This window comes from Rhizobium atlanticum (assembly GCF_030182485.1).
In the GTDB taxonomy this organism is placed as follows: domain Bacteria; phylum Pseudomonadota; class Alphaproteobacteria; order Rhizobiales; family Rhizobiaceae; genus Rhizobium.
Genome location: NZ_JAQJCJ010000007.1, coordinates 141,966 through 160,168 on the forward strand (window position 1 = coordinate 141,966; position 18,203 = coordinate 160,168).

General features: G+C 60.9%; 19 protein-coding genes and 1 tRNA gene. 13 read left to right on the top strand and 7 right to left on the bottom strand.

Going from position 1 to position 18,203, the window contains the following annotated elements; all coding sequences use genetic code 11:
• Window positions 1–31: 31 nt before the first annotated feature.
• The 4 genes from PH551_RS12535 to PH551_RS12550 form a co-directional block, all read right to left on the bottom strand.
• Complete coding sequence (locus PH551_RS12535) at window positions 32–1,366, bottom strand: glucoamylase family protein (RefSeq protein ID WP_285193236.1); 1,335 nt, start codon at window positions 1,364–1,366, stop codon at window positions 32–34.
• A gap of 352 nt (window positions 1,367–1,718) precedes the next feature.
• Window positions 1,719–3,161, bottom strand: a complete 1,443-nt coding sequence (locus tag PH551_RS12540) for a M81 family metallopeptidase (protein ID WP_285193237.1) — start codon at window positions 3,159–3,161, stop codon at window positions 1,719–1,721.
• Between the two features lie 288 nt (window positions 3,162–3,449).
• Window positions 3,450–3,809, bottom strand: a complete 360-nt coding sequence (locus tag PH551_RS12545) for a Fic family protein (protein WP_285193238.1) — start codon at window positions 3,807–3,809, stop codon at window positions 3,450–3,452.
• A gap of 22 nt (window positions 3,810–3,831) precedes the next feature.
• Window positions 3,832–4,539, bottom strand: a complete 708-nt coding sequence (locus tag PH551_RS12550; RefSeq protein WP_285193239.1) for a Fic family protein — start codon at window positions 4,537–4,539, stop codon at window positions 3,832–3,834.
• Window positions 4,540–5,042: 503 nt separating this feature from the next.
• Here PH551_RS12550 and PH551_RS12555 point away from each other — a divergent pair.
• Window positions 5,043–6,233 (top strand): IS481 family transposase, encoded by a 1,191-nt coding sequence (locus tag PH551_RS12555; RefSeq protein ID WP_285193240.1) that lies wholly within the window; start codon window positions 5,043–5,045, stop codon window positions 6,231–6,233.
• Window positions 6,234–6,277: 44 nt separating this feature from the next.
• On the opposite strand, the gene PH551_RS12560 is transcribed toward PH551_RS12555, so the two are convergent.
• Window positions 6,278–6,367, bottom strand: a tRNA-Ser gene (locus PH551_RS12560).
• A gap of 305 nt (window positions 6,368–6,672) precedes the next feature.
• On the opposite strand from PH551_RS12560, the gene rplU reads away from it, so the two are divergent.
• From rplU to PH551_RS12580, 4 genes are all read left to right on the top strand, one after another.
• Complete coding sequence (gene rplU, locus PH551_RS12565) at window positions 6,673–6,990, top strand: 50S ribosomal protein L21 (protein ID WP_007824851.1); 318 nt, start codon at window positions 6,673–6,675, stop codon at window positions 6,988–6,990.
• A gap of 34 nt (window positions 6,991–7,024) precedes the next feature.
• A complete protein-coding gene (gene rpmA, locus PH551_RS12570) occupies window positions 7,025–7,294 on the top strand; it encodes a 50S ribosomal protein L27 (RefSeq protein ID WP_004676172.1) in 270 nt (89 codons plus the stop codon).
• Window positions 7,295–7,419: 125 nt separating this feature from the next.
• On the top strand, window positions 7,420–8,076 hold the full coding sequence (locus PH551_RS12575) for a GNAT family N-acetyltransferase (RefSeq protein ID WP_285193242.1): 657 nt from the start codon (window positions 7,420–7,422) through the stop codon (window positions 8,074–8,076).
• Window positions 8,073–8,660 carry a GNAT family N-acetyltransferase gene (locus PH551_RS12580; protein WP_285193243.1) on the top strand — a complete coding sequence of 196 codons (588 nt, stop codon included), beginning with the start codon at window positions 8,073–8,075 and terminating at the stop codon, window positions 8,658–8,660. The genes PH551_RS12575 and PH551_RS12580 overlap by 4 nt, the downstream gene beginning before the upstream one ends.
• Before the next feature lie 70 nt (window positions 8,661–8,730).
• Here the strand turns inward: PH551_RS12580 and PH551_RS12585 are convergent, their stop codons facing one another.
• Entirely contained in the window at window positions 8,731–9,597 is an 867-nt protein-coding gene (locus tag PH551_RS12585; protein WP_285193244.1) for an endonuclease/exonuclease/phosphatase family protein, read from the bottom strand.
• Between the two features lie 84 nt (window positions 9,598–9,681).
• On the opposite strand from PH551_RS12585, the gene obgE reads away from it, so the two are divergent.
• From obgE to modC, 7 genes are all read left to right on the top strand, one after another.
• Entirely contained in the window at window positions 9,682–10,770 is a 1,089-nt protein-coding gene (gene obgE, locus PH551_RS12590; protein WP_285193245.1) for a GTPase ObgE, read from the top strand.
• Entirely contained in the window at window positions 10,757–11,926 is a 1,170-nt protein-coding gene (gene proB / locus PH551_RS12595; RefSeq protein WP_285193246.1) for a glutamate 5-kinase, read from the top strand. The genes obgE and proB overlap by 14 nt, the downstream gene beginning before the upstream one ends.
• On the top strand, window positions 11,919–13,202 hold the full coding sequence (locus PH551_RS12600) for a glutamate-5-semialdehyde dehydrogenase (RefSeq protein ID WP_285193247.1): 1,284 nt from the start codon (window positions 11,919–11,921) through the stop codon (window positions 13,200–13,202). The genes proB and PH551_RS12600 overlap by 8 nt, the downstream gene beginning before the upstream one ends.
• Window positions 13,203–13,239: 37 nt before the next feature.
• Entirely contained in the window at window positions 13,240–13,839 is a 600-nt protein-coding gene (locus PH551_RS12605) for a nicotinate-nucleotide adenylyltransferase (protein WP_285193327.1), read from the top strand.
• A 475-nt stretch (window positions 13,840–14,314) separates the two neighbouring features.
• Window positions 14,315–15,103 carry a molybdate ABC transporter substrate-binding protein gene (modA, locus tag PH551_RS12610; protein ID WP_285193248.1) on the top strand — a complete coding sequence of 263 codons (789 nt, stop codon included), beginning with the start codon at window positions 14,315–14,317 and terminating at the stop codon, window positions 15,101–15,103.
• A 242-nt stretch (window positions 15,104–15,345) separates the two neighbouring features.
• Window positions 15,346–16,047: a molybdate ABC transporter permease subunit gene (gene modB, locus PH551_RS12615; RefSeq protein WP_285193249.1), complete on the top strand. Its 702-nt coding sequence runs from the start codon at window positions 15,346–15,348 to the stop codon at window positions 16,045–16,047.
• On the top strand, window positions 16,044–17,111 hold the full coding sequence (gene modC / locus PH551_RS12620) for a molybdenum ABC transporter ATP-binding protein (RefSeq protein WP_285193250.1): 1,068 nt from the start codon (window positions 16,044–16,046) through the stop codon (window positions 17,109–17,111). The genes modB and modC overlap by 4 nt, the downstream gene beginning before the upstream one ends.
• Here modC and PH551_RS12625 read toward each other — a convergent pair whose 3' ends face one another.
• Window positions 17,112–17,489, bottom strand: coding sequence for a winged helix-turn-helix domain-containing protein (locus PH551_RS12625; RefSeq protein ID WP_097598295.1), 378 nt, complete (start codon window positions 17,487–17,489; stop codon window positions 17,112–17,114).
• Between the two features lie 209 nt (window positions 17,490–17,698).
• On the opposite strand from PH551_RS12625, the gene rsfS reads away from it, so the two are divergent.
• Window positions 17,699–18,142 carry a ribosome silencing factor gene (rsfS, locus tag PH551_RS12630; RefSeq protein ID WP_085779863.1) on the top strand — a complete coding sequence of 148 codons (444 nt, stop codon included), beginning with the start codon at window positions 17,699–17,701 and terminating at the stop codon, window positions 18,140–18,142.
• Window positions 18,143–18,203: the final 61 nt, after the last annotated feature.

An 18,203-nucleotide genomic window follows, 5' to 3' on the forward strand; every position in this document is an offset into this window, starting at 1 on the left:
TCCGGAAAATCAGTTTCCGTCGGCTTGTGCGCTAACCGACCCTGCGCACCAGCTCTTGCGGCTCGATGTCCTCAAGCCAGCCGCCGGTAAAGCCGGCGCGCTCGAGCCCGCGGCGGATAATCGGCGATTGCCGCATCAGCTTCCAGATGAAATCGGAACGCTCGTTTTCCACGGTCATGACGATCAGGCCCTGGTCGATGCCGACGGTGCGGTCGTCCACCCAACCCTCCGGACGTTTGGTCTGGACGGTCGGATTGAAGCCGCCGGGGAAGCCGCCCTCCAACAGCAGGTTCGGATAGGTGGTCAGCAGCGTCTTGGTGCCGTCGAGAGCCGCCTGCCGGTCATAGGGCAGGCAGGCAAGTGCGGCCCAGGGTGCTATCGTGCCGTCATCGGGTCCGAGCGGCGCGCCGCGTGCGGCATAACCCAGAACCTTCGGCTGCCGGCCGCCGCGCATGCGCCGGGTGGGCGGTGGGCCGTCGCAGGCGGTAAAGCCCCAGACATTCCTGTTGTAACCGACGAAACCGCCGGGATTGCGCTCGGCATAGTCGCGCTGCATGTTGATGACGACCTGGGTGTTGCGGAAGTAGTCCCAGTTGCGCTCCCTCATCGGCCTGTCCTGGATGCCGCGGAAATCGATCCAGGCATGCGAAAAGAGATGAATGAAAAGCGGGCCGGCATAGAGATATGGCTGGTCACCGAACATCATCCAGGAATAGCTCGATGTGAAGGCGTCGTAGCTCGACTGCGGGATGGGATGCGTCGGCGAGGCGAGCGCTAGCGCATAAAGGATGATCGCCTCGTCGAAGCCGTGATAACGCCAGCGCAGGAAGCCCGACGAAGGCTTCCATCCCATGGAAATGGCGTCACCCTTGTTCAGCGCCCAGCGCCAGTCGACGCGTTCGTAGATGAAGGTCGCGAGCTGACGGATTTCGATCTCCGTCTCGTCGTCTCCGCGATTGAAATATTGCGCTGAGGTCAGTACGCCGGCGATCAGCAGCGCCGTGTCGATGGTCGAAAGCTCGCTGTTCCAGGCGCGATTGCCGCTATCCATGTGGAGGAAGTGGTAGAAGAAGCCGCGATGGCCGGTCGCATGGCGCTCTTCGCCCTGGCGCGCCTCGGCGAAGAAACGCAGCGTATTGACCGTGCGCTCGGCTGCTTCCTTGCGGCTGATCCAGCAACGCTCGACAGCAACCGGATAGGAGGAAAGGGCAAAACCGACGGCCGCAATGCTCGCCGGTACGCCGCCGATCGAGGTATCGGCCACCAGGCCATTTTCGGGATTGGAATATTTCAGGAAGTACTTGAATGCCGAATGCTGCAACCTGTCTATGAGGGCTGCATCAATGTCTTCGATCCGCTGCAGCATAGGCTCCTACCCAACTGTTGCACCGCCCCATGCATGAACATGGTGGTCGTCCCCGGGCAAATCAAACCTTTTTGATTCGCAAGGATAAGAGAACACAAACGGAGGCGATTGGTCGTTAACAATTATCGGTGAAATAATATCTAGCATAAGTCATATAAGCGGTGCAGCAAAGGCACGGGGGCGCACCGCACCAGCACAGCGTATCTCAGGCAATACTTGGAGCCTCGCAGGCGCTTTGCGACGTGGCGCCGCTATCGTCCGACTGCATAGGCTTGCATGAGGCGCGGGGTAGCTGCGGCGCGCATAAGCCCGTCGGCATCGCCAAATCCTCTCTGTTCGGGTCGGTAGGACCTTAAGCCCGCAGCGAACGCGCGGAGAGAAAGACCTGCGGCTCGAAGGCAAAATCCTTGTCGAAGGGATAGGTCGGATGCTGCTTGCGCAGCCGCGGTAGGCGCTCGACGAACTGATCGACCACGCCCTCCGACAGCGCCATCAGGTTAGGGTTTGCGATCGGCGCCAGTTCCGGCGAGAGATAGCCCGATTTGACGACGATGATCTTGGCAGCGTGCGGGTCGAGGCCGAGCCGGGTGAAATCGGCGATATTGTGGTAGGGTCGCCGTTTGGCCGAGAGCACGAGATCGATGCCGTCGATCGAAACGACCGCCTGCCGATCGGCGGCGTCGGCGGTCTCATGCAGGAATTTGACGGTAAAGCGGGCATTGACCGGTCTGCTGCCCTTGGTATCGAGCGAGGCCCCGACACTGAGGACAAGCTCAGCCCCGACACCTGCGGCGTAACAGGCTTCGGTCGCCGCCTTGTCGGCAATGCCGGCAAAGAGGACGCCGTCAGCACCTTTGGCGATCAGCTCGGCCAGGACATCGGCCCGGTCTCCGACGCCGCCGCCGGTCGGGTTGTCGCCAGATTCGGCGAGCACGACGGGAGCGGTCGGGCTGGCGATCGCCCTCGCAACGCACTCCTCGACCGAACCGGTCTCGCAGCCGAAGACGAAGTCTTCGCGGGCATCCCAATAGGCCCTGGCGAGCCGCCTTGCCTCACGCTCCAGCACGGCACGGTCGGTGCCGGTCATGATAGCGGCGGCCGTGGCGCGCGGTTCGTCGGCCCAGACGTAACCGACCATCAGCGATGCGTCCCAGACGCCCGCCATGGCATCGATCTCGGGCAGCAAGGCATAGAGGCTCTTCGCCGGCTCATCGACCGTGCTGGTGCGCTCGCCGGGCAGGACGACCGGGATCGGCGCCCAGAGAACGATCGGCCTCACACCTGTTTTCAGGCTTTTGACCAGCATGGAAACCGAACGGCGCATCGTCTCCTCGACATCGATATGCGGCGCGGTGCGATAGGTAGAGTAGATGTCGAGCGCATCGATGATGCGCTGGGTGACATTACCGTGCAGGTCATAGCTTGCCGAGACAGTGCATTCCTCGCCGACGAGGGCGCGGGCCGCACCGATCCAGTCGCCTTCGGCATCCTCCATGCCCTCGACATACATGGCGCCGTGCATGGCAAGGTACAGACCATCAAGCGGTAGCAGCGACTTCAGCCGCGCGAGGAATTCGCTCTTGAAGCCCTCATAGGTGCCGCGCGAAACCGGCCCGCCGGCAATGGCGCGGGCATGGATCGTCGGCAGGAACTCGGCATCATAATCCTTCAGAAAGGCGAAATAGGGCGATTCCAGCAGCCCCTCCCCGCGCAACACCCGAAAGTCCTTTTCCTCATTCAGAACGGGATTGTATGTGCTGCATTCGATATGAATGCCACCGACGGCGATGCGCATGGGAAACCTCGGTTATATTGGAAGCAATCAGGGACGGCATGGCGATGAGCTGAAAGTGGAGTGGTTTCGGTCCGACGGAATGCCAGCCTTATCCGATCCTGATGATAGTTCGCGAAACGCGCCAATCAACCGCAAATAGATGATAAAGTTGCTCCGAGCCGATCCTGATATCGATGACGCGTGTAGACTACACTTACGCCTGAGACTACTGCAGAGGCATGAAGTGAGGTCGGATAATCCACGGGAACGCCGCAGCCGTCGCTCGCCAGCTGCTGACCTGGAATTCAGTCACTCGGAGACCTTCAGAAAGAGGGCGACGAGACGATCATTAATATAATAGTTGTTTCTTCCACTCTGATGTTTGCTGACGAAGCCAGCATCTGCGAGCGTATCCAGGTAGCGAGCGGCAGTCTGGCGTGTAATATTCAGCTCCTTTTGAACGTAATCAATTCTCGTGTAAGGATGCCGGAAGAGGTTGTTTAGTAGGTCCTGCGAATAAAGCTTAGGGAACTCGTCTCTAAGCCTGCGCTTCGTCGTTGACATTTGTTCGCGAATATTTTCAATCAGATCGAGGGTGGTCTTAGCGGTATCATTGACCGCTTCGAGCATATACACCAGCCAGCCTTCCCACTCGCCGGTGTCACGCACATGTTGCAGAAGCCGGTAGTATTCACTCTTTGAAATTATTAATTGCCCTGCTGAGATAGAGAATTGGAGTCTCGAGCAGGTCGGCACGCGTTAGATAAAGGACGTTCAAAATACGTCCTATCCGTCCATTTCCATCCGGGAATGGATGTATGCTTTCGAACTGATGGTGGACCAGCGCCATTTTGATGAGCGGATCAAACGGTGAAAGCCGGTCGTCATTTATAAATCGCTCCAAACTGTCCATAGCGAGAACGATCTCTTTATGATCCTGAGGCGGGACATAGACGATTTCTCCGGTGCGATCATTTTTCAAGGCAGTACCGGGTGTTTGTCGAAAGCCATCGTCCCGCTGCTTGAGGAGTCTGAACATACCTATGATCGTTGAATTCGGTAAAAGACCTTCAAGCTGGTTCAGCCGATCAAACCCATACTTAAGTGCATCGCGATAAAGAGCAACTTCTTTGGCGGCTGGAGACTCTGGGCCTTCAGGGAATAGTTCTGCTTGAAAGAGCTCGTCTTGCGTCGTGACGATATTTTCAATCTCCGAGCTTGCCTTCGCTTCTTGCAGTGCAAGGGTATCAATCAGAATGCCCTGGTTTGGGATCGCAGCTGCTCGTCCCTTTAATTCAGCGAGCGATCTGTTGGCTGAAGCTAATGCCCTTAAAACCGCGATCGTTTCCAGGTCGGCGAGCTTAGGGAGATCCGGCAAAGAGTAGGTTGGTTTTAACATGTGCGACTCGATGCGTAAAAAAAAACGGATTTTCTTAACACGTCAGAGCTCCATGTTAAAATAGCGGACATTTCCTTTGGTAACCGACAAACGTTCCCCGAACCATGCTCGCGTTACGCATCCTTAGAAAACAAGAAAATTCGGAGCAGAAGATAGGACGCTGAGAGATTTTAGATGAAGAACCGCTGAAATTGAGAAGCCCCGCGTGGCCAAGATGTGTGGACCATAAGTGTGTCACGGCAGGTGGGCAGATAGCTCTTATCCGAGAGCAAAGGCGTGAATTTTGCTGGCGCTACGGTGAAGGATCAAGTGATCTCAACCACCAGGAAGCTGAAGAACTGGCTTCGGTGTAGCCTAGCCAATTTCGGCATCAGCATCAAAGATTGAAGGAAATCAGGCGATCGGCGGAAAACCTTTGGCCAAGTGCCCGGCCTGAGAGATAGGTAACGTTTCGTACCGGAGACATGGGTGACACTTTTTGCTTTTTGAAGCGGGAGGTGTTGATGCCGTGGAGAGAGACTTCGGTGATGGAGGAACGTCTGCGTTTCGTCGCCCGGCTGCTGGAGGGCGAAGGCATGAGCGATGTGTGCCGGGAGTTCGGCATCTCGCGCAAGACCGGCTACAAGATCTTCAATCGCTACAAGGACGATGGTCTGGAGGCGCTGACGGATCGGTCTCGACGGCCGGTGCGTTACGCCAACCAGTTGCCCGAGCCGGGGGAGGCAATGATCGTGCGGCTCAGACAAGAGAAGCCGCATTGGGGTACCAGGAAGATCCGGGAGCTTTTGGTGAAGCGCCTGTCCGGCGATGTGCGCGTGCCGTCGAAGAGCACGGTGCATGCCGTTCTTGACCGGCATGGGCTGGTCGCCCATGCCCGCAAGCGGCAACGGCACCGGGCCGAGGGGACAGTGTTGTCACAGGCGCTGATGCCGAACGATCTGTGGTGTGCCGACTTCAAGGGCGAGTTCAAGCTCGGTGACGGCCGATACTGCTACCCGCTGACGGTCACAGACCAGGCGTCACGCTACCTGCTTGCCTGTGAAGCCTTCGAATCGACAAAGGAGGTGGGTGTGTTCGAGGCGTTCCGTCGTTTATTGTTTGCCGAACATGGCCTGCCGCGCGCCATCCGCAGCGACAACGGCCTACCGTTCGCCAGCCCCAACGGGCTCTACAATCTCTCGAAGCTGTCGGTCTGGTGGCTCAGGCTCGGCATCGCGCTCGAGCGCATCAGGCCGGGCCATCCGCAAGAGAATGGCCGGCATGAGCGCATGCACCTGACGCTGAAGAAAGAGGCGACCCGGCCACCTGGCAGAAATATCCTGCAGCAACAGGCGCGCTTCGATGCGTTCGTCAGCGAATTCAATACCGAGCGGCCGCATGAAGCCCTGGCGATGAAGACGCCGGTCGACCTCTACACGCCATCGGCGCGCCGCTATGACGGACTGCCGGAGATCGATTACCCGTTCCACGACCGGGACGCACTGGTGACCCATTGCGGCCGCATCTGCATCCACCGCAAGAAGATCAACATCTCGACCGTGCTGGCCGGACAGAAACTGGGAATCAAGGAGGTCGACGATGGTATTTGGCTCGTCAGCTTCATGCACTATGATCTGGGATATATCGACCTGGAGCAGAGGACTTTGCAAACCATCGACAACCCGTTCGGCACGAGGTTGTCACCCATGTCTTAGGGACAAATTGTTACCTATGTCTCCGGGTCGGACAAAGACCATTATGGCGGAGAGGGTGGGATTTGAACCCACGATACCCTTGCAGGTATGCCGCATTTCGAGTGCGGTGCATTCGACCACTCTGCCACCTCTCCGCGGTCTTGGTCGGCGCTTGTTCGGCGCGGGCGTTCTCATAACGGGCAGATGACAGGTTGGCAAGCCGAAATCTCAAGCTTTTCCATCCTTTTGCCTTGACACCTTTCTGTCACTCGCGTATCCCGCATCCGCAATAGGAGTGGAGTAGTCCGCCCCTTGCCCGCCTCGCGCTCGCGCGGGGTTTCACCGGCAGACCAGAGTTCCGGGCTAGTTCCCTGAAATCCCTGCTTAACTTCGACTGATAAAAAGACGGCCACCTGCGGAAATAGCGGGAAGCGCCGGAACGAACATGAAAGGATAAAAAATGTTCGCAGTCATCAAGACCGGCGGTAAGCAGTACCGTGTGGCAGCCAATGACGTGCTGACCATCGAGAAGCTTGAAGCATCCGCTGGCGACTCCATTGAATTCACCGAAGTCCTCGTGATCGGCGAAGGCGCCGACGCGGCGATCGGTGCGCCCTTCGTAGCCGGCGCCTCCGTCAAGGCGGAAGTCGTCGACCAGACACGCGGCAAGAAGGTCATCGCCTTCAAGAAGCGCCGTCGTCAGAATTCGAAGCGTTCGCGCGGCCATCGCCAGCATCACACAGTCGTCCGTATCACGGACATCGTGGCTGCCAAGTAAGATCAACGGGTTTCAGGTTTAAAGGAGAACTCCAATGGCACATAAAAAAGCTGGCGGTTCCTCGCGCAACGGTCGCGATTCCGAATCCAAGCGCCTTGGCGTGAAGAAGTTCGGCGGCGAAGCCGTCATCGCAGGCAACATCATCGTGCGTCAGCGCGGTACGCAGTGGCATCCCGGTTCCAACGTCGGCCTGGGCAAGGATCACACGATCTTTGCACTTACCGCCGGCAATGTGGACTACCGAACGAAGGCCAACGGTCGCGTCTACGTGTCTGTCATGCCGAAAGCGGAAGCAGCGGAATAAGCCGGTAGCGCTCAAAAACAGCCGGCGTCTCATCGACCCGGCTGGCCGTACCAGGTTCAGTCCAGAAAACAGGGGAGATGGGGCGCCATCTCCCCTTTTTCTTTGTCCAAACAGGAGGACTGAACATGCAAGGCGAATTGATAAGGGTTGACCAATCACGGTCTTCCCGGGAAGACCAGCGGTCTTCCAAGGAACGGCTGAGGCCGGAGCGGTTAAGGACCGATTGCCCTGTCTTGTTATCGGAAAGGCTCGTCATGCGCGCGCCCCACGAGGAAGACATCGACGCCCTTGCCCATCTCGCCAACAACGCCAAAGTCGCCACCATGGTATCGCGTATGCCGCACCCCTATACCGCCAATGATGCCGCCGACTTTGTTTGGCGTTCGCGAAATGGCGAGATTGGCAAGTGCGTCTATGCCATCACCAAAGCCGAAAACGGCGCCTTCATGGGGTGCTGCGGCGTGGAACCCCACAGCGACGGCAGGACCGTCGAGATCGGTTACTGGCTGGGTGAGCCCTATTGGAACCAGGGCTACACCACCGAGGCCTGCCATGCCCTCGTCGACATGGTGTTCCGGACCCGTCAGGACGTCGATCAGATCGACGCCCGCTGCCGGGTGATGAACGTCGCCTCGCGCCGCGTCATCCAGAAGTGCGGCTTCCAGTTCCAGGGATCGGGCCTCGCGGCCTCGCTGGCGCTCGGCAGCAACGTGCCTGTCGAATGGTACAGGCTCGACCGCAAGACCTGGATGTCGCTGCGAAGCTGGGGGAACATCGCATGAGCACGTCGGCACTGCAAAGGCCGGATACCAGGCCGAAGATGCCCGGCCCTGCGCCGGTCATCCCGACTGCCCGGCTGACGCTCCGCCCCCACCGGCTGAGCGATGCCCCCGCCATCGCGGAATCGCTTGCCGATTTCGCCGTGACGCGCATGCTTTCCCGCGTCCCCGCGCCCTTCGACAGGCAGGATGCGCTGGATTGGCTGATGCCGGTCACGTCAGGCACGCTGCCGGACTGGTCGCTCGCGATCACCGGCAAAGACGATGTCCATATCGGCGCCGTCTCGATCGAACTGCGCCACGGCCGCTGGCACCTCGGCTATTGGCTGAACCGCTACTACTGGCGGCGCGGTTATATGAGCGAGGCGGTGGCGGCGATCATCGAGCGCTTCTCGCGCCGCATGCCGGAGACGCCTGTTCATTCCGGTGTCTTCGCCGACAACCCGGCTTCGCTGCGATTGCAGGAGAAGCTCGGGTTCCGCATGACGGGTTGCGGCGAAATCTATTGTTTCGCCCGCAACACAATGGTGTCGCACATCGAAACCGTGCTCCAGCCGGGCGCGTTGCAGCCGCGCAAGATCGCATAACAGAGCATGGTGCCGGACATGCTCTGAAAGAAGTGGAAAAGAAGACGCCGCCGGCTCGGCGGCGTCTTCGTCAATCGCCGATCTCGACCCAGACAGGGAAATGATCGGAACCGAGGGATTGTGTATCGATCCGGGCGGATTTCAACCGGCTCTCCAGGCCGCAACTGACGAAGCAGTAGTCAAGATGCATGCGTTTGCCGTGATCATCAGGATCCATCCAGCTGTAGCTGTCCGGCCCGTAAGCCTTGATCGCCGCAAAGGCGTCGACCGGGGTGCCGACCCTGGCGACACGGCCGTAATATCCGCCGCCGGCGCCGGCAAGCGCACAATATTCCGGCGATTCCGGCTCCATGTTGAAGTCGCCCATGATCATATACTCGTCGGGCAGCGGCAGCTCCGGCAGATCAAGCTCGCCACCGCCCGTCAGCGATCCGCCCTCGTGGACGAATGCGTTGACTTGCCCGTTTAAGAATTGCAGCTGGCGGATGCGCTCGTCGGCGGAGACATGGTCGAGATGCACGGAGTAGACGCGGATCGCTCCGCCCGGAATGGCGATCAGCGCCTCGATTGCGCCGCGCTGCAGGTTGATCTTGGCGATCGTCCGGCTGCGTGGCAGAAGCAGCGTCCGCGTCGACAGGATCGGCCAGCGCGACAGCACCATATTGCCGAACTGAAAACGCGTGCCGTGCACCGGCAGCAAGCCGCCTTCACCCGCGTCGATATGTATGTCGCAGGCCGGCCCATACACCCAGAAATGGTCGGGAAACAAGGTGGAAAGCCCGGCCACCATGTCGGCAAAACCGTTGCGGGAAAAGCCGCGGGTCACTTCTTGCAGCGCGATGACATCGGCGCCTTCGAGGCTCCGGGCGATCCGCGCCAGATCGTATCGGCCGTCGAGACCGAAGCCGTACTGTATGTTATAGCTGACAAAATTCACGATAATCTTTGACCTCCGTCGGAACCGCCTATATCGAGTGGGCCAAGACGGGCCGTCCAACTGCCACGGAACATTGGAAGTAAAATGAAATTTCTCGACGAAGCAAAGGTCTATATCCGATCCGGAGATGGTGGCGCGGGCAGCGTTTCCTTCCGGCGCGAGAAATTCATCGAGTTCGGCGGCCCCGATGGCGGTGATGGCGGACGCGGCGGCGATGTCTGGGTGGAGGCCGTCAACGGCCTCAACACGCTGATCGATTTCCGCTACCAGCAGCATTTCAAGGCGACGATCGGCACCCATGGCATGGGCCGCAACCGCACCGGCGCCAATGGCAGCGACGTGACGTTGAAGGTCCCCGTGGGAACCCAGATCTTCGAGGAAGACCGGGAAACGATGATCTGCGACCTGACCGAGGAAGGCCAGCGTTACTGCCTCGCCCATGGCGGCAATGGCGGCTTCGGCAACGCCCATTTCAAAACTTCGGTCAATCAGGCCCCGGACTGGGCCAATCCCGGCCTGCCAGGCGAGGAAAAAACCATCTGGCTGCGGCTGAAGCTGATTGCCGATGCCGGCCTTGTCGGCCTGCCCAATGCCGGCAAGTCGACCTTCCTCGCATCGGTTACCCGCGCCCGGCCGAAGATCGCCAACTACCCCTTCACCACGCTGCATCCCAATCTCGGCGTTGCTACGGTTGACGAGCGGGAGTTCATCCTGGCCGATATTCCGGGCCTGATCGAAGGCGCTCATGAGGGCGTCGGCATCGGCGACCGTTTCCTCGGCCATGTCGAGCGCACCCGCGTGCTGCTCCATCTCGTCTCCGCCCAGGAGGAAAAGGTCGGCAAGGCCTATAAGACGGTCAAACACGAGCTCGAAGCCTATGGCAATGAGCTGACCGACAAGCCCGAGATCGTGGCGCTGTCGCAGATCGACGTGCTTGACGAGGCCGAACTGAAGAAGAAGACGAAGGAGCTGGCGAAGGCCTGCGGCAAGACGCCGTTCCAGATCTCCGCTGTCACCGGCAGGGGCATGACGGAGGTTCTGCGCGCGCTGCGCGATATCATCGTCGAAGAAAATGCCGAGGAAAAGCCCGCCAAGGTGCCGAAGCTCCGGCATCGCGACATGATCGTCAGCGAAGAAGGCACGGACGAGGATGCGGCCAATGACCAGCCGTAAGCCGCTTGGCCGCTACCGCCGCATCGTCATCAAGATCGGCTCGGCCCTGCTGGTCGATCGTAAGGCCGGGCTGAAGAAGGCCTGGCTCGATGCGATGTGCGCCGATATTGCAGGCCTGAAGGCCAAGGGGGTCGACGTGCTCGTCGTCTCCTCGGGGGCAATCGCCCTCGGCCGCTCGGTGCTCAACCTGCCCGCCGGCGCGCTGAAGCTAGAGGAAAGCCAGGCCGCCGCCGCCGTCGGCCAGATCGCCTTGGCGCGCGCCTGGTCGGAGAGCCTGTCGCGCCACGAAATCGTCGCCGGCCAGATCCTGCTGACGCTCGGTGATACCGAGGAACGCCGCCGCTATCTCAACGCACGCGCCACCATCAATCAGCTCCTGAAGATCGGCGCCGTGCCGATCATCAACGAAAACGATACGGTCGCGACCAGCGAGATCCGCTATGGCGACAACGACCGGCTTGCCGCCCGTGTGGCGACGATGACCGGCGCCGACCTGCTCATCCTCCTTTCCGATATTGACGGCCTCTACACCGCGCCGCCGCATCTCGATCCGAATGCGGCCTTCCTCGAGACGATCGGCGAAATCACCCCGGAAATCGAGGCGATGGCCGGAGGGGCCGCTTCCGAGCTCTCGCGTGGCGGCATGCGCACCAAGATCGATGCCGGCAAGATCGCCACCACGTCGGGCTGCGCCATGATCATCGCGTCGGGCAAGACCGACAGCCCTCTGTCGGCGATCGAAAACGGTGCGCGCTACTCCTGGTTCGCACCTTCGGGAACACCGGTCACCGCCCGCAAGACCTGGATCGCAGGGCAGCTGCAGCCGGCGGGCGAACTGCATGTCGACGAGGGCGCCGTCACCGCGCTCGGCGCCGGCAAGAGCTTGCTTCCCGCCGGCGTGCGCAGCGTTTCCGGCCTCTTCAGCCGTGGCGACACGGTAGCGATCATCGGACCGGCCGGTCGAGAGATCGCCCGCGGCCTTGCGAGCTACGATGCCGAGGATGCCCGCCGCATCGCCGGCCGCAAATCGGCCGAGATCGCGGCCATTCTCGGTTATGCCGGACGCGCCGCCATGGTCCATCGCGACGACATGGTGATGACCGCCCAGATCAGACCGAAATCGGAAAGGCAGAAGAAGGACGCGAGCTATGCTTGATACCGTTGCGCCGGGGCCTGACATTGATGCGCTGATGAACGACATCGGCCGCAAGGCGAAGGCTGCCGCGCGACCGTTGGGCTTTGCGTCCACCGAGGCGAAGAACAAGGCCCTGAACGCCATGGCAGACGCGATCCTGGCGAGCAGGGCGCATATCCTGGCGGAAAACGCCAAGGACCTGAAGGATATCGAAGGCAGCGAAACGCTTGCCTCCTTCGTCGACCGGTTGACGCTGAACGAAAAGCGCATTGCCGAGATGGCCGAGGGAATCCGCGCCATCGCCGCCCTTGCCGATCCGGTCGGCGAAGTCATCGCCGCCTGGGACCGGCCGAACGGCCTGAAGATCGAGCGCGTCCGCACGCCGCTCGGCGTCATCGGGGTCATCTTCGAAAGCCGGCCGAACGTCACCGCCGATGCCGGGGCGCTCTGCCTGAAAGCGGGCAATGCGGTCATCCTGCGCTGTGGCTCGGATTCGCGCCGTTCATCGCAGGCTATCCATGCCTGCATGGTCGAAGGCCTGAAGGTAGCAGGACTTCCAGAGCACGCGATCCAACTTGTTCCTGTTATCGATCGCGCTGCGGTCGGCGCCATGCTGCGCGGCCTCGAGGGTGCAATCGACGTCATCGTGCCGCGCGGCGGCAAGAGCCTGGTGGCCCGCGTCCAGAGCGAAGCCCGCGTGCCGGTCTTTGCTCATCTCGAAGGCCTCTGCCACATCTATGTCGATGCATCGGCCGATCTCGAGATGGCGAAGAAGATCGTCGTCAACGCCAAGATGCGCCGCACCGGCATCTGCGGTGCGGCCGAGACGCTGCTCGTCGATGCTGCTGCGATCGGCACGCATCTGACGCCACTGCTCGAGGTGCTGACCGACGCCGGCTGCGAGATCCGCGCTTCGGCGGCGGTGCTGAAGGTTGCGCCCGGCCTGAAGCCCGCGACGGAGGAGGACTGGTCGACCGAATATCTCGACGCGATCATCTCGGTCGCCGTGGTCGACGGCATATCGGGTGCCATCGCCCATATCCAGACATACTCCTCGAACCACACCGAGGCCGTCATCGCCGAAGACCCCGGCGTCGTCGAGCGTTTTTTCACCGAAGTCGATTCGGCGATCCTGCTGCACAACGCTTCTACCCAGTTCGCCGACGGCGGCGAGTTCGGCATGGGCGCGGAAATCGGCATCGCCACCGGCAAGATGCATGCCCGCGGTCCCGTCGGTGTCGAACAACTGACCTCCTTCAAATACCGGGTGCGCGGTGCCGGACAGACCCGACCCTGACGTGACGACGGAAGAGCTGGACCGACGTTATCTCCGCATGCCGCACAGCGAGCGCGGCATGGTCGTCGGCCTGTTCGGCGGGTCTTTCAATCCGCCACATGAGGGCCATGCGCTCGTCGCCGAAATCGCCATCAAGCGGCTCGGTCTCGACCAGCTCTGGTGGATGGTGACCCCCGGCAATCCGCTGAAAAGCCGCAATCTTCTCGCGCCGCTCGCCGAACGAATTGCCGAAAGCGAGCGTGTCGCCGCCGATCCGCGCATCAAGGTCACCGCTTTCGAGCAGGCGCTCGGCGTCAGCTACACCGCCAATACGCTGGCCCGCGTCAAGGCCCGCAATCCGCATGTGCATTTCATTTGGATCATGGGCGCCGACAGCCTGCAGACCTTTCACAAATGGCAGAAATGGCAGGAGATCGCCCGCACCTTTCCGATCGCGGTGGTCGACCGGCCGGGCGCGACGCTCTCCTATCTCTCTTCGAAAATGACGCGGAGCTTCGATTTCGCGCGCGTCGACGAGGACGATGCGCGCGTTCTCTGGAAGAAGCGGGCTCCGGCCTGGACCTTCATCCACGGCCCACGCTCCGGCCTGAGCTCGACGGCAATCCGCAACGGCGCTTTGCCGGGCACGGTCAGATAGTTGATTTTGGAAAAAATCCTGGAAACGAGAAAGCCCGACGGGGGAGGAGATCCGTCGGGCTTATAAACTCGATCGACAACTGGGAGGAGGAGTGTCGCCGATCCTGTCGAACGGCTATGGGAGGAGGAGAAAGCCGTTTCGATGAATGTGTTATACCCATATTCCGCGGCAACGTGAATATCATTTTGTGCAATGCAGCAATGCAACCGACGCAATACTGCGGCACAAGGCGTCGAATGCTGCCGCATTAATCGGCAAGCTCTGCAAAACAACTCTTTCCCCTGCGGGGTCCGCTGACTTGGCAATCGCCATCCCCGCTCATTGCGCGCCTACGGACCAACCTCTCAAAAGCAAGCCCGTCATGAAGAGATAAGCCGGCCGCCGGTAGGGTTATATTTTCATGGACATATCCCCTAGCTAAACTATGAGTATCGTTATATTCGTAGAAATATTTCGAGACCTGGGGAGTGAATGCATGCAGAACCGCTGCCAATGGATGAAGCTGGCAACCGCCGCGATCGCGGCTCTCTGCATAGGCGCGGCGCTGCCGGCACCCACCGCAGCCGCTGAGAAGCTGACCGTGTTTGCCGCGGCAAGTCTCAAAAATGCGCTCGACGCCGCCAATTCCGCTTGGACCCAGGAGAGCGGCAAGGAAGCCGTCGCCTCCTATGCGGCGAGCGGGGCTCTTGCCAAGCAGATCGAAAACGCCGCGCCGGCCGACATCTTCATCTCGGCCGACCTCGACTGGATGGACTACCTCGCGGATAAGAAGCTGATCAAAGCCGACACCCGCTCGAACCTGCTCGGAAACCGGATCGTGCTCGTGGCCGAAAAGGACAAGGCAAAGCCGGTCGAGATCAAACAGGGTTTCGATCTCGCCGCTTTGCTCGGTGAGGGCAGGCTTGCCATGGGTGAGCCGAAATCGGTTCCCGCGGGCAAATACGGCATGGCTGCGCTGGAAAAACTCGGCGTCTGGACATCGGTCGAAAGCAAGGTCGCCGGCGCCGAAAGCGTACGCGCAGCCCTCGTCCTTGTCTCCCGCGGCGAAGCGCCTTATGGCATCGTCTACCAGACCGACGCGGCGGCCGACAAGGATGTCGCGATCGTCGGCACCTTCCCGGCCAACTCCCACCCACCGATCATCTATCCGGTCGCGATCCTTGCCGAGAGCAGGAACCCGGATGCCGCAGCCTATCTCGACTTCCTGAAATCGGACAAGGCAGCCGCCTTCTTCACAGGGCAGGGGTTCACCATTCTGAAGTGATGGCCTGAATTGATTGCGGAATCAACATCGACAGCTTAGCGTGCCGATAGCTGCCCCTCACCCTAACCCTCTCGCCGCTCGCGGGGAGCGGGGACGTGCCTTGCGAGGGGTGGGCGAGGGACGGAGAGGCCCGTGGTAGATCCCCTTCGCCCTGCAAGCGGGGAGAAGGTGCCGGCAGGCGGATGAGGGGCTGGTCTCGGCTCGCCTCATCATGCCTTGGATTTCAAGGGAGACCACTGCATTTGAACATATCCGGCCTGAGCAACGAGGAATGGACGGCGATCCTGCTCAGCCTGCGCGTCTCGATCGTCGCCATGCTGGCGAGCCTGCCCTTCGGCATTCTCGTTGCCCTGCTCTTGGCCCGCGGCCGCTTCTGGGGCAAATCGGTGCTGAACGGCGCCGTTCACCTGCCGCTGATCCTGCCGCCCGTCGTCACCGGTTTCCTTCTCTTGATCCTCTTCGGCCGCCGCGGCCCGATCGGCAGCCTGCTCGACCAATATTTCGGCATCGTCTTTTCCTTCCGCTGGACGGGCGCGGCTCTCGCCTGTGCCGTCATGGCGTTCCCCTTGATGGTGCGCAGCATTCGCCTGTCGATCGAAGCAGTCGACCGCAAGCTGGAGGAGGCGGCCGGAACGCTCGGTGCCGGCCCTGTCTGGATTTTCCTGACGATCACGCTGCCGCTGACGCTCCCCGGCATCATCGCCGGCATGATCCTCTCCTTCGCCAAGGCGATGGGGGAATTCGGCGCGACAATCACCTTCGTCTCCAATATTCCCGGCGAGACCCAGACCCTGTCGTCCGCGATCTACACCTTCACCCAGGTGCCGGGCGGCGATGCCGGCGCGCTGCGGCTGACGCTGGTCGCCATCGTCATTTCCATGGCTGCCGTGCTCGCCTCCGAATTACTCGCTCGTCTCGCCGGCCGAAGGATCGATCCAGAATGACCCTGATCGTCGAGGCAAAACAGAGGCTCGGTGCCTTCGCGCTCGACGCCGCCTTCACCTCCGAAGGCGGTGTGACCGCATTGTTCGGCCGCTCCGGCTCCGGCAAAACCTCACTGATGCGCATCATTGCCGGTCTCGCCCGTCCGGATGAGGGCCGCGTCGTGCTTGACGGCGAGCGCCTCACCGAAACGACAGCTGGCATCTTCGTCCCGAAACACCGCCGCCGTTTCGGTTATGTCTTCCAGGAGGCGCGGCTGTTCCCGCATCTGAGCGTCCGCGCCAATCTTTCTTACGGCCGCTGGTTTGCCCCAAAGGCGGCACACCGCGAGAGCTTCGATCATGTCATCGACCTGCTCGGCATCGAGCCGCTGTTGGGACGCAGCCCCGCAAAACTTTCCGGCGGCGAAAAGCAGCGGGTCGCGATCGGCCGTGCCCTTCTCTCCTCGCCGCGCCTGCTCCTGATGGACGAGCCGCTTGCCGCCCTCGACGAGGCGCGCAAGGCCGAGATCCTGCCCTATCTCGAGCGGTTGCGCGATGAGACCGAAATCCCGATCGTCTATGTCAGCCATGCGATCGCCGAGGTGGCGCGGCTGGCAAACCAGGTCGTCGTCATGCACGACGGCAAGGTGGAGGCGACAGGTCCCGCAGTCGACATATTGAGCCATCCCTCTGCGGCTTCCGACCGGAAAGAGGTGGGGGCGCTGCTCGAAGGCAGGGTCGAGAGCTTCGATGCGCGCCACCGCCTGTCGATCGTCGCCCTGAAATCCAACCGGCTGCATATTCCCGGCACCGCCCTCGCACCAGGCAGACCGGTGCGCATCCGCATTCCTTCCCGCGATGTCATGCTGGCGACCGCAAGGCCCGAGGGCATGAGCGCGCTGAACATTCTTGAAGGCAAAATCGAAGACATGGCGCCGGACGACCACGGAACAGTCGAAATCCGGCTCGATTGCGACGGCGATGCCGTTCTCTCCCGCATCACCGCGCTTTCCTGCGAGCGCCTCGATCTTCGGCGCGGCAAGATCGTCTTCGCCATCATCAAGACGGTTGCCCTGGAAAGCTGATCAATCGTGCTCGCCAAGCAGCAGGTTACGCTTGGCTTCGAGCCAGGCGAGATCCTCGGCAAGGCTCTCCCGCACCGTCTGTTCCATCCGGCGAAACCGCGCTAGCAATTCTTCGCCGAACGGCGTCAATGCCGCGCCGCCGCCCTTCTGGCCGCCGCGCTGCGGCTCCACCACCTGTTCTGAGAACATCCGGTTCATCTCGCTGACGAGCAGCCACGCGCGGCGATAGGACATGTCCATCGCCCGCCCGGCCGCCGAGATCGACCCGGTCGCGCGGATATGCTCCAGCAGCTCCATCTTGCCGTGACCGAGGCGGTGCTCATTCGGGAAGCTGATTCGCAGGACGGGAACAGGTGTTTTTACGGCTGAGTCGGTCATCGAATCGGAAAATCGAGGAATTTGCCGCACTTTACGCCGCGGTACGGAAACTGTACACCGACCGCACAAGCAGCCCCGGCGGCAATATTCTTCATTTCGGACATCAGATCGGATTTTCGGCCGCTCTGTACCTTAGCACGTCTTGAAACATTAATGGTTTGATGCCTATCTTAACCATGATCCGGCCTTAATCGGATCTCGTGTTGTGCATGGTTTGTCATTCCAGGAAAGGGAAAAAACTGACAACAGTACACGCCAAGGGAAAAACGCTCGCCGTTGTCCCGAAGAGTGCGGAACGTGGCGCCGATGCCGCTGCCCGCGCCTTAGAAGCCGTCCTCACCAGCCTTGAGGACTCCAAAGCTGAAGATATCGTCACGATCGACATTGCCGGAAAATCGGCGCTTGGAGACTACATGGTGGTCGTCTCCGGCCGCTCGAACAGGCACGTCCTGGCGATCTCGGATCACCTGCTCACCGATCTCAAGGACGAAGGCTTCGGTACGGCCCGCGTCGAAGGTCAGGAAGGCGGCGACTGGATCCTGATCGACACGGGTGACATCATTGTGCATGTGTTCCGTCCCGAAATCCGCGAGTTCTACAACATCGAAAAGATGTGGGCGGCTCCGGATATGGATGAAGAGACACGGCACTGACAGGCGGGCCGGCATCGCCCGGCGCCTGAGATGCGGCATTTGACTGGCCGGGAAACATGAG

Bases quoted from the DNA above. Each gene is read 5' to 3' on its own strand.
- PH551_RS12540 (WP_285193237.1), bottom strand. From the start codon at position 3,161: ATGCGCATCGCCGTCGGTGGCATTCATATCGAATGCAGCACATACAAT.
- modA (WP_285193248.1), top strand. From the start codon at position 14,315: ATGCAGAACCGCTGCCAATGGATGAAGCTGGCAACCGCCGCGATCGCG.
- PH551_RS12575 (WP_285193242.1), top strand. From the start codon at position 7,420: ATGCAAGGCGAATTGATAAGGGTTGACCAATCACGGTCTTCCCGGGAA.
- rplU (WP_007824851.1), top strand. From the start codon at position 6,673: ATGTTCGCAGTCATCAAGACCGGCGGTAAGCAGTACCGTGTGGCAGCC.
- PH551_RS12605 (WP_285193327.1), top strand. From the start codon at position 13,240: ATGCCGCACAGCGAGCGCGGCATGGTCGTCGGCCTGTTCGGCGGGTCT.
- rsfS (WP_085779863.1), top strand. From the start codon at position 17,699: ATGGTTTGTCATTCCAGGAAAGGGAAAAAACTGACAACAGTACACGCC.
- modC (WP_285193250.1), top strand. From the start codon at position 16,044: ATGACCCTGATCGTCGAGGCAAAACAGAGGCTCGGTGCCTTCGCGCTC.
- PH551_RS12600 (WP_285193247.1), top strand. From the start codon at position 11,919: ATGCTTGATACCGTTGCGCCGGGGCCTGACATTGATGCGCTGATGAAC.
- rpmA (WP_004676172.1), top strand. From the start codon at position 7,025: ATGGCACATAAAAAAGCTGGCGGTTCCTCGCGCAACGGTCGCGATTCC.
- proB (WP_285193246.1), top strand. From the start codon at position 10,757: ATGACCAGCCGTAAGCCGCTTGGCCGCTACCGCCGCATCGTCATCAAG.
- PH551_RS12580 (WP_285193243.1), top strand. From the start codon at position 8,073: ATGAGCACGTCGGCACTGCAAAGGCCGGATACCAGGCCGAAGATGCCC.
- PH551_RS12555 (WP_285193240.1), top strand. From the start codon at position 5,043: ATGCCGTGGAGAGAGACTTCGGTGATGGAGGAACGTCTGCGTTTCGTC.
- PH551_RS12535 (WP_285193236.1), bottom strand. From the start codon at position 1,366: ATGCTGCAGCGGATCGAAGACATTGATGCAGCCCTCATAGACAGGTTG.
- obgE (WP_285193245.1), top strand. From the start codon at position 9,682: ATGAAATTTCTCGACGAAGCAAAGGTCTATATCCGATCCGGAGATGGT.
- PH551_RS12625 (WP_097598295.1), bottom strand. From the start codon at position 17,489: ATGACCGACTCAGCCGTAAAAACACCTGTTCCCGTCCTGCGAATCAGC.
- PH551_RS12550 (WP_285193239.1), bottom strand. From the start codon at position 4,539: ATGTTAAAACCAACCTACTCTTTGCCGGATCTCCCTAAGCTCGCCGAC.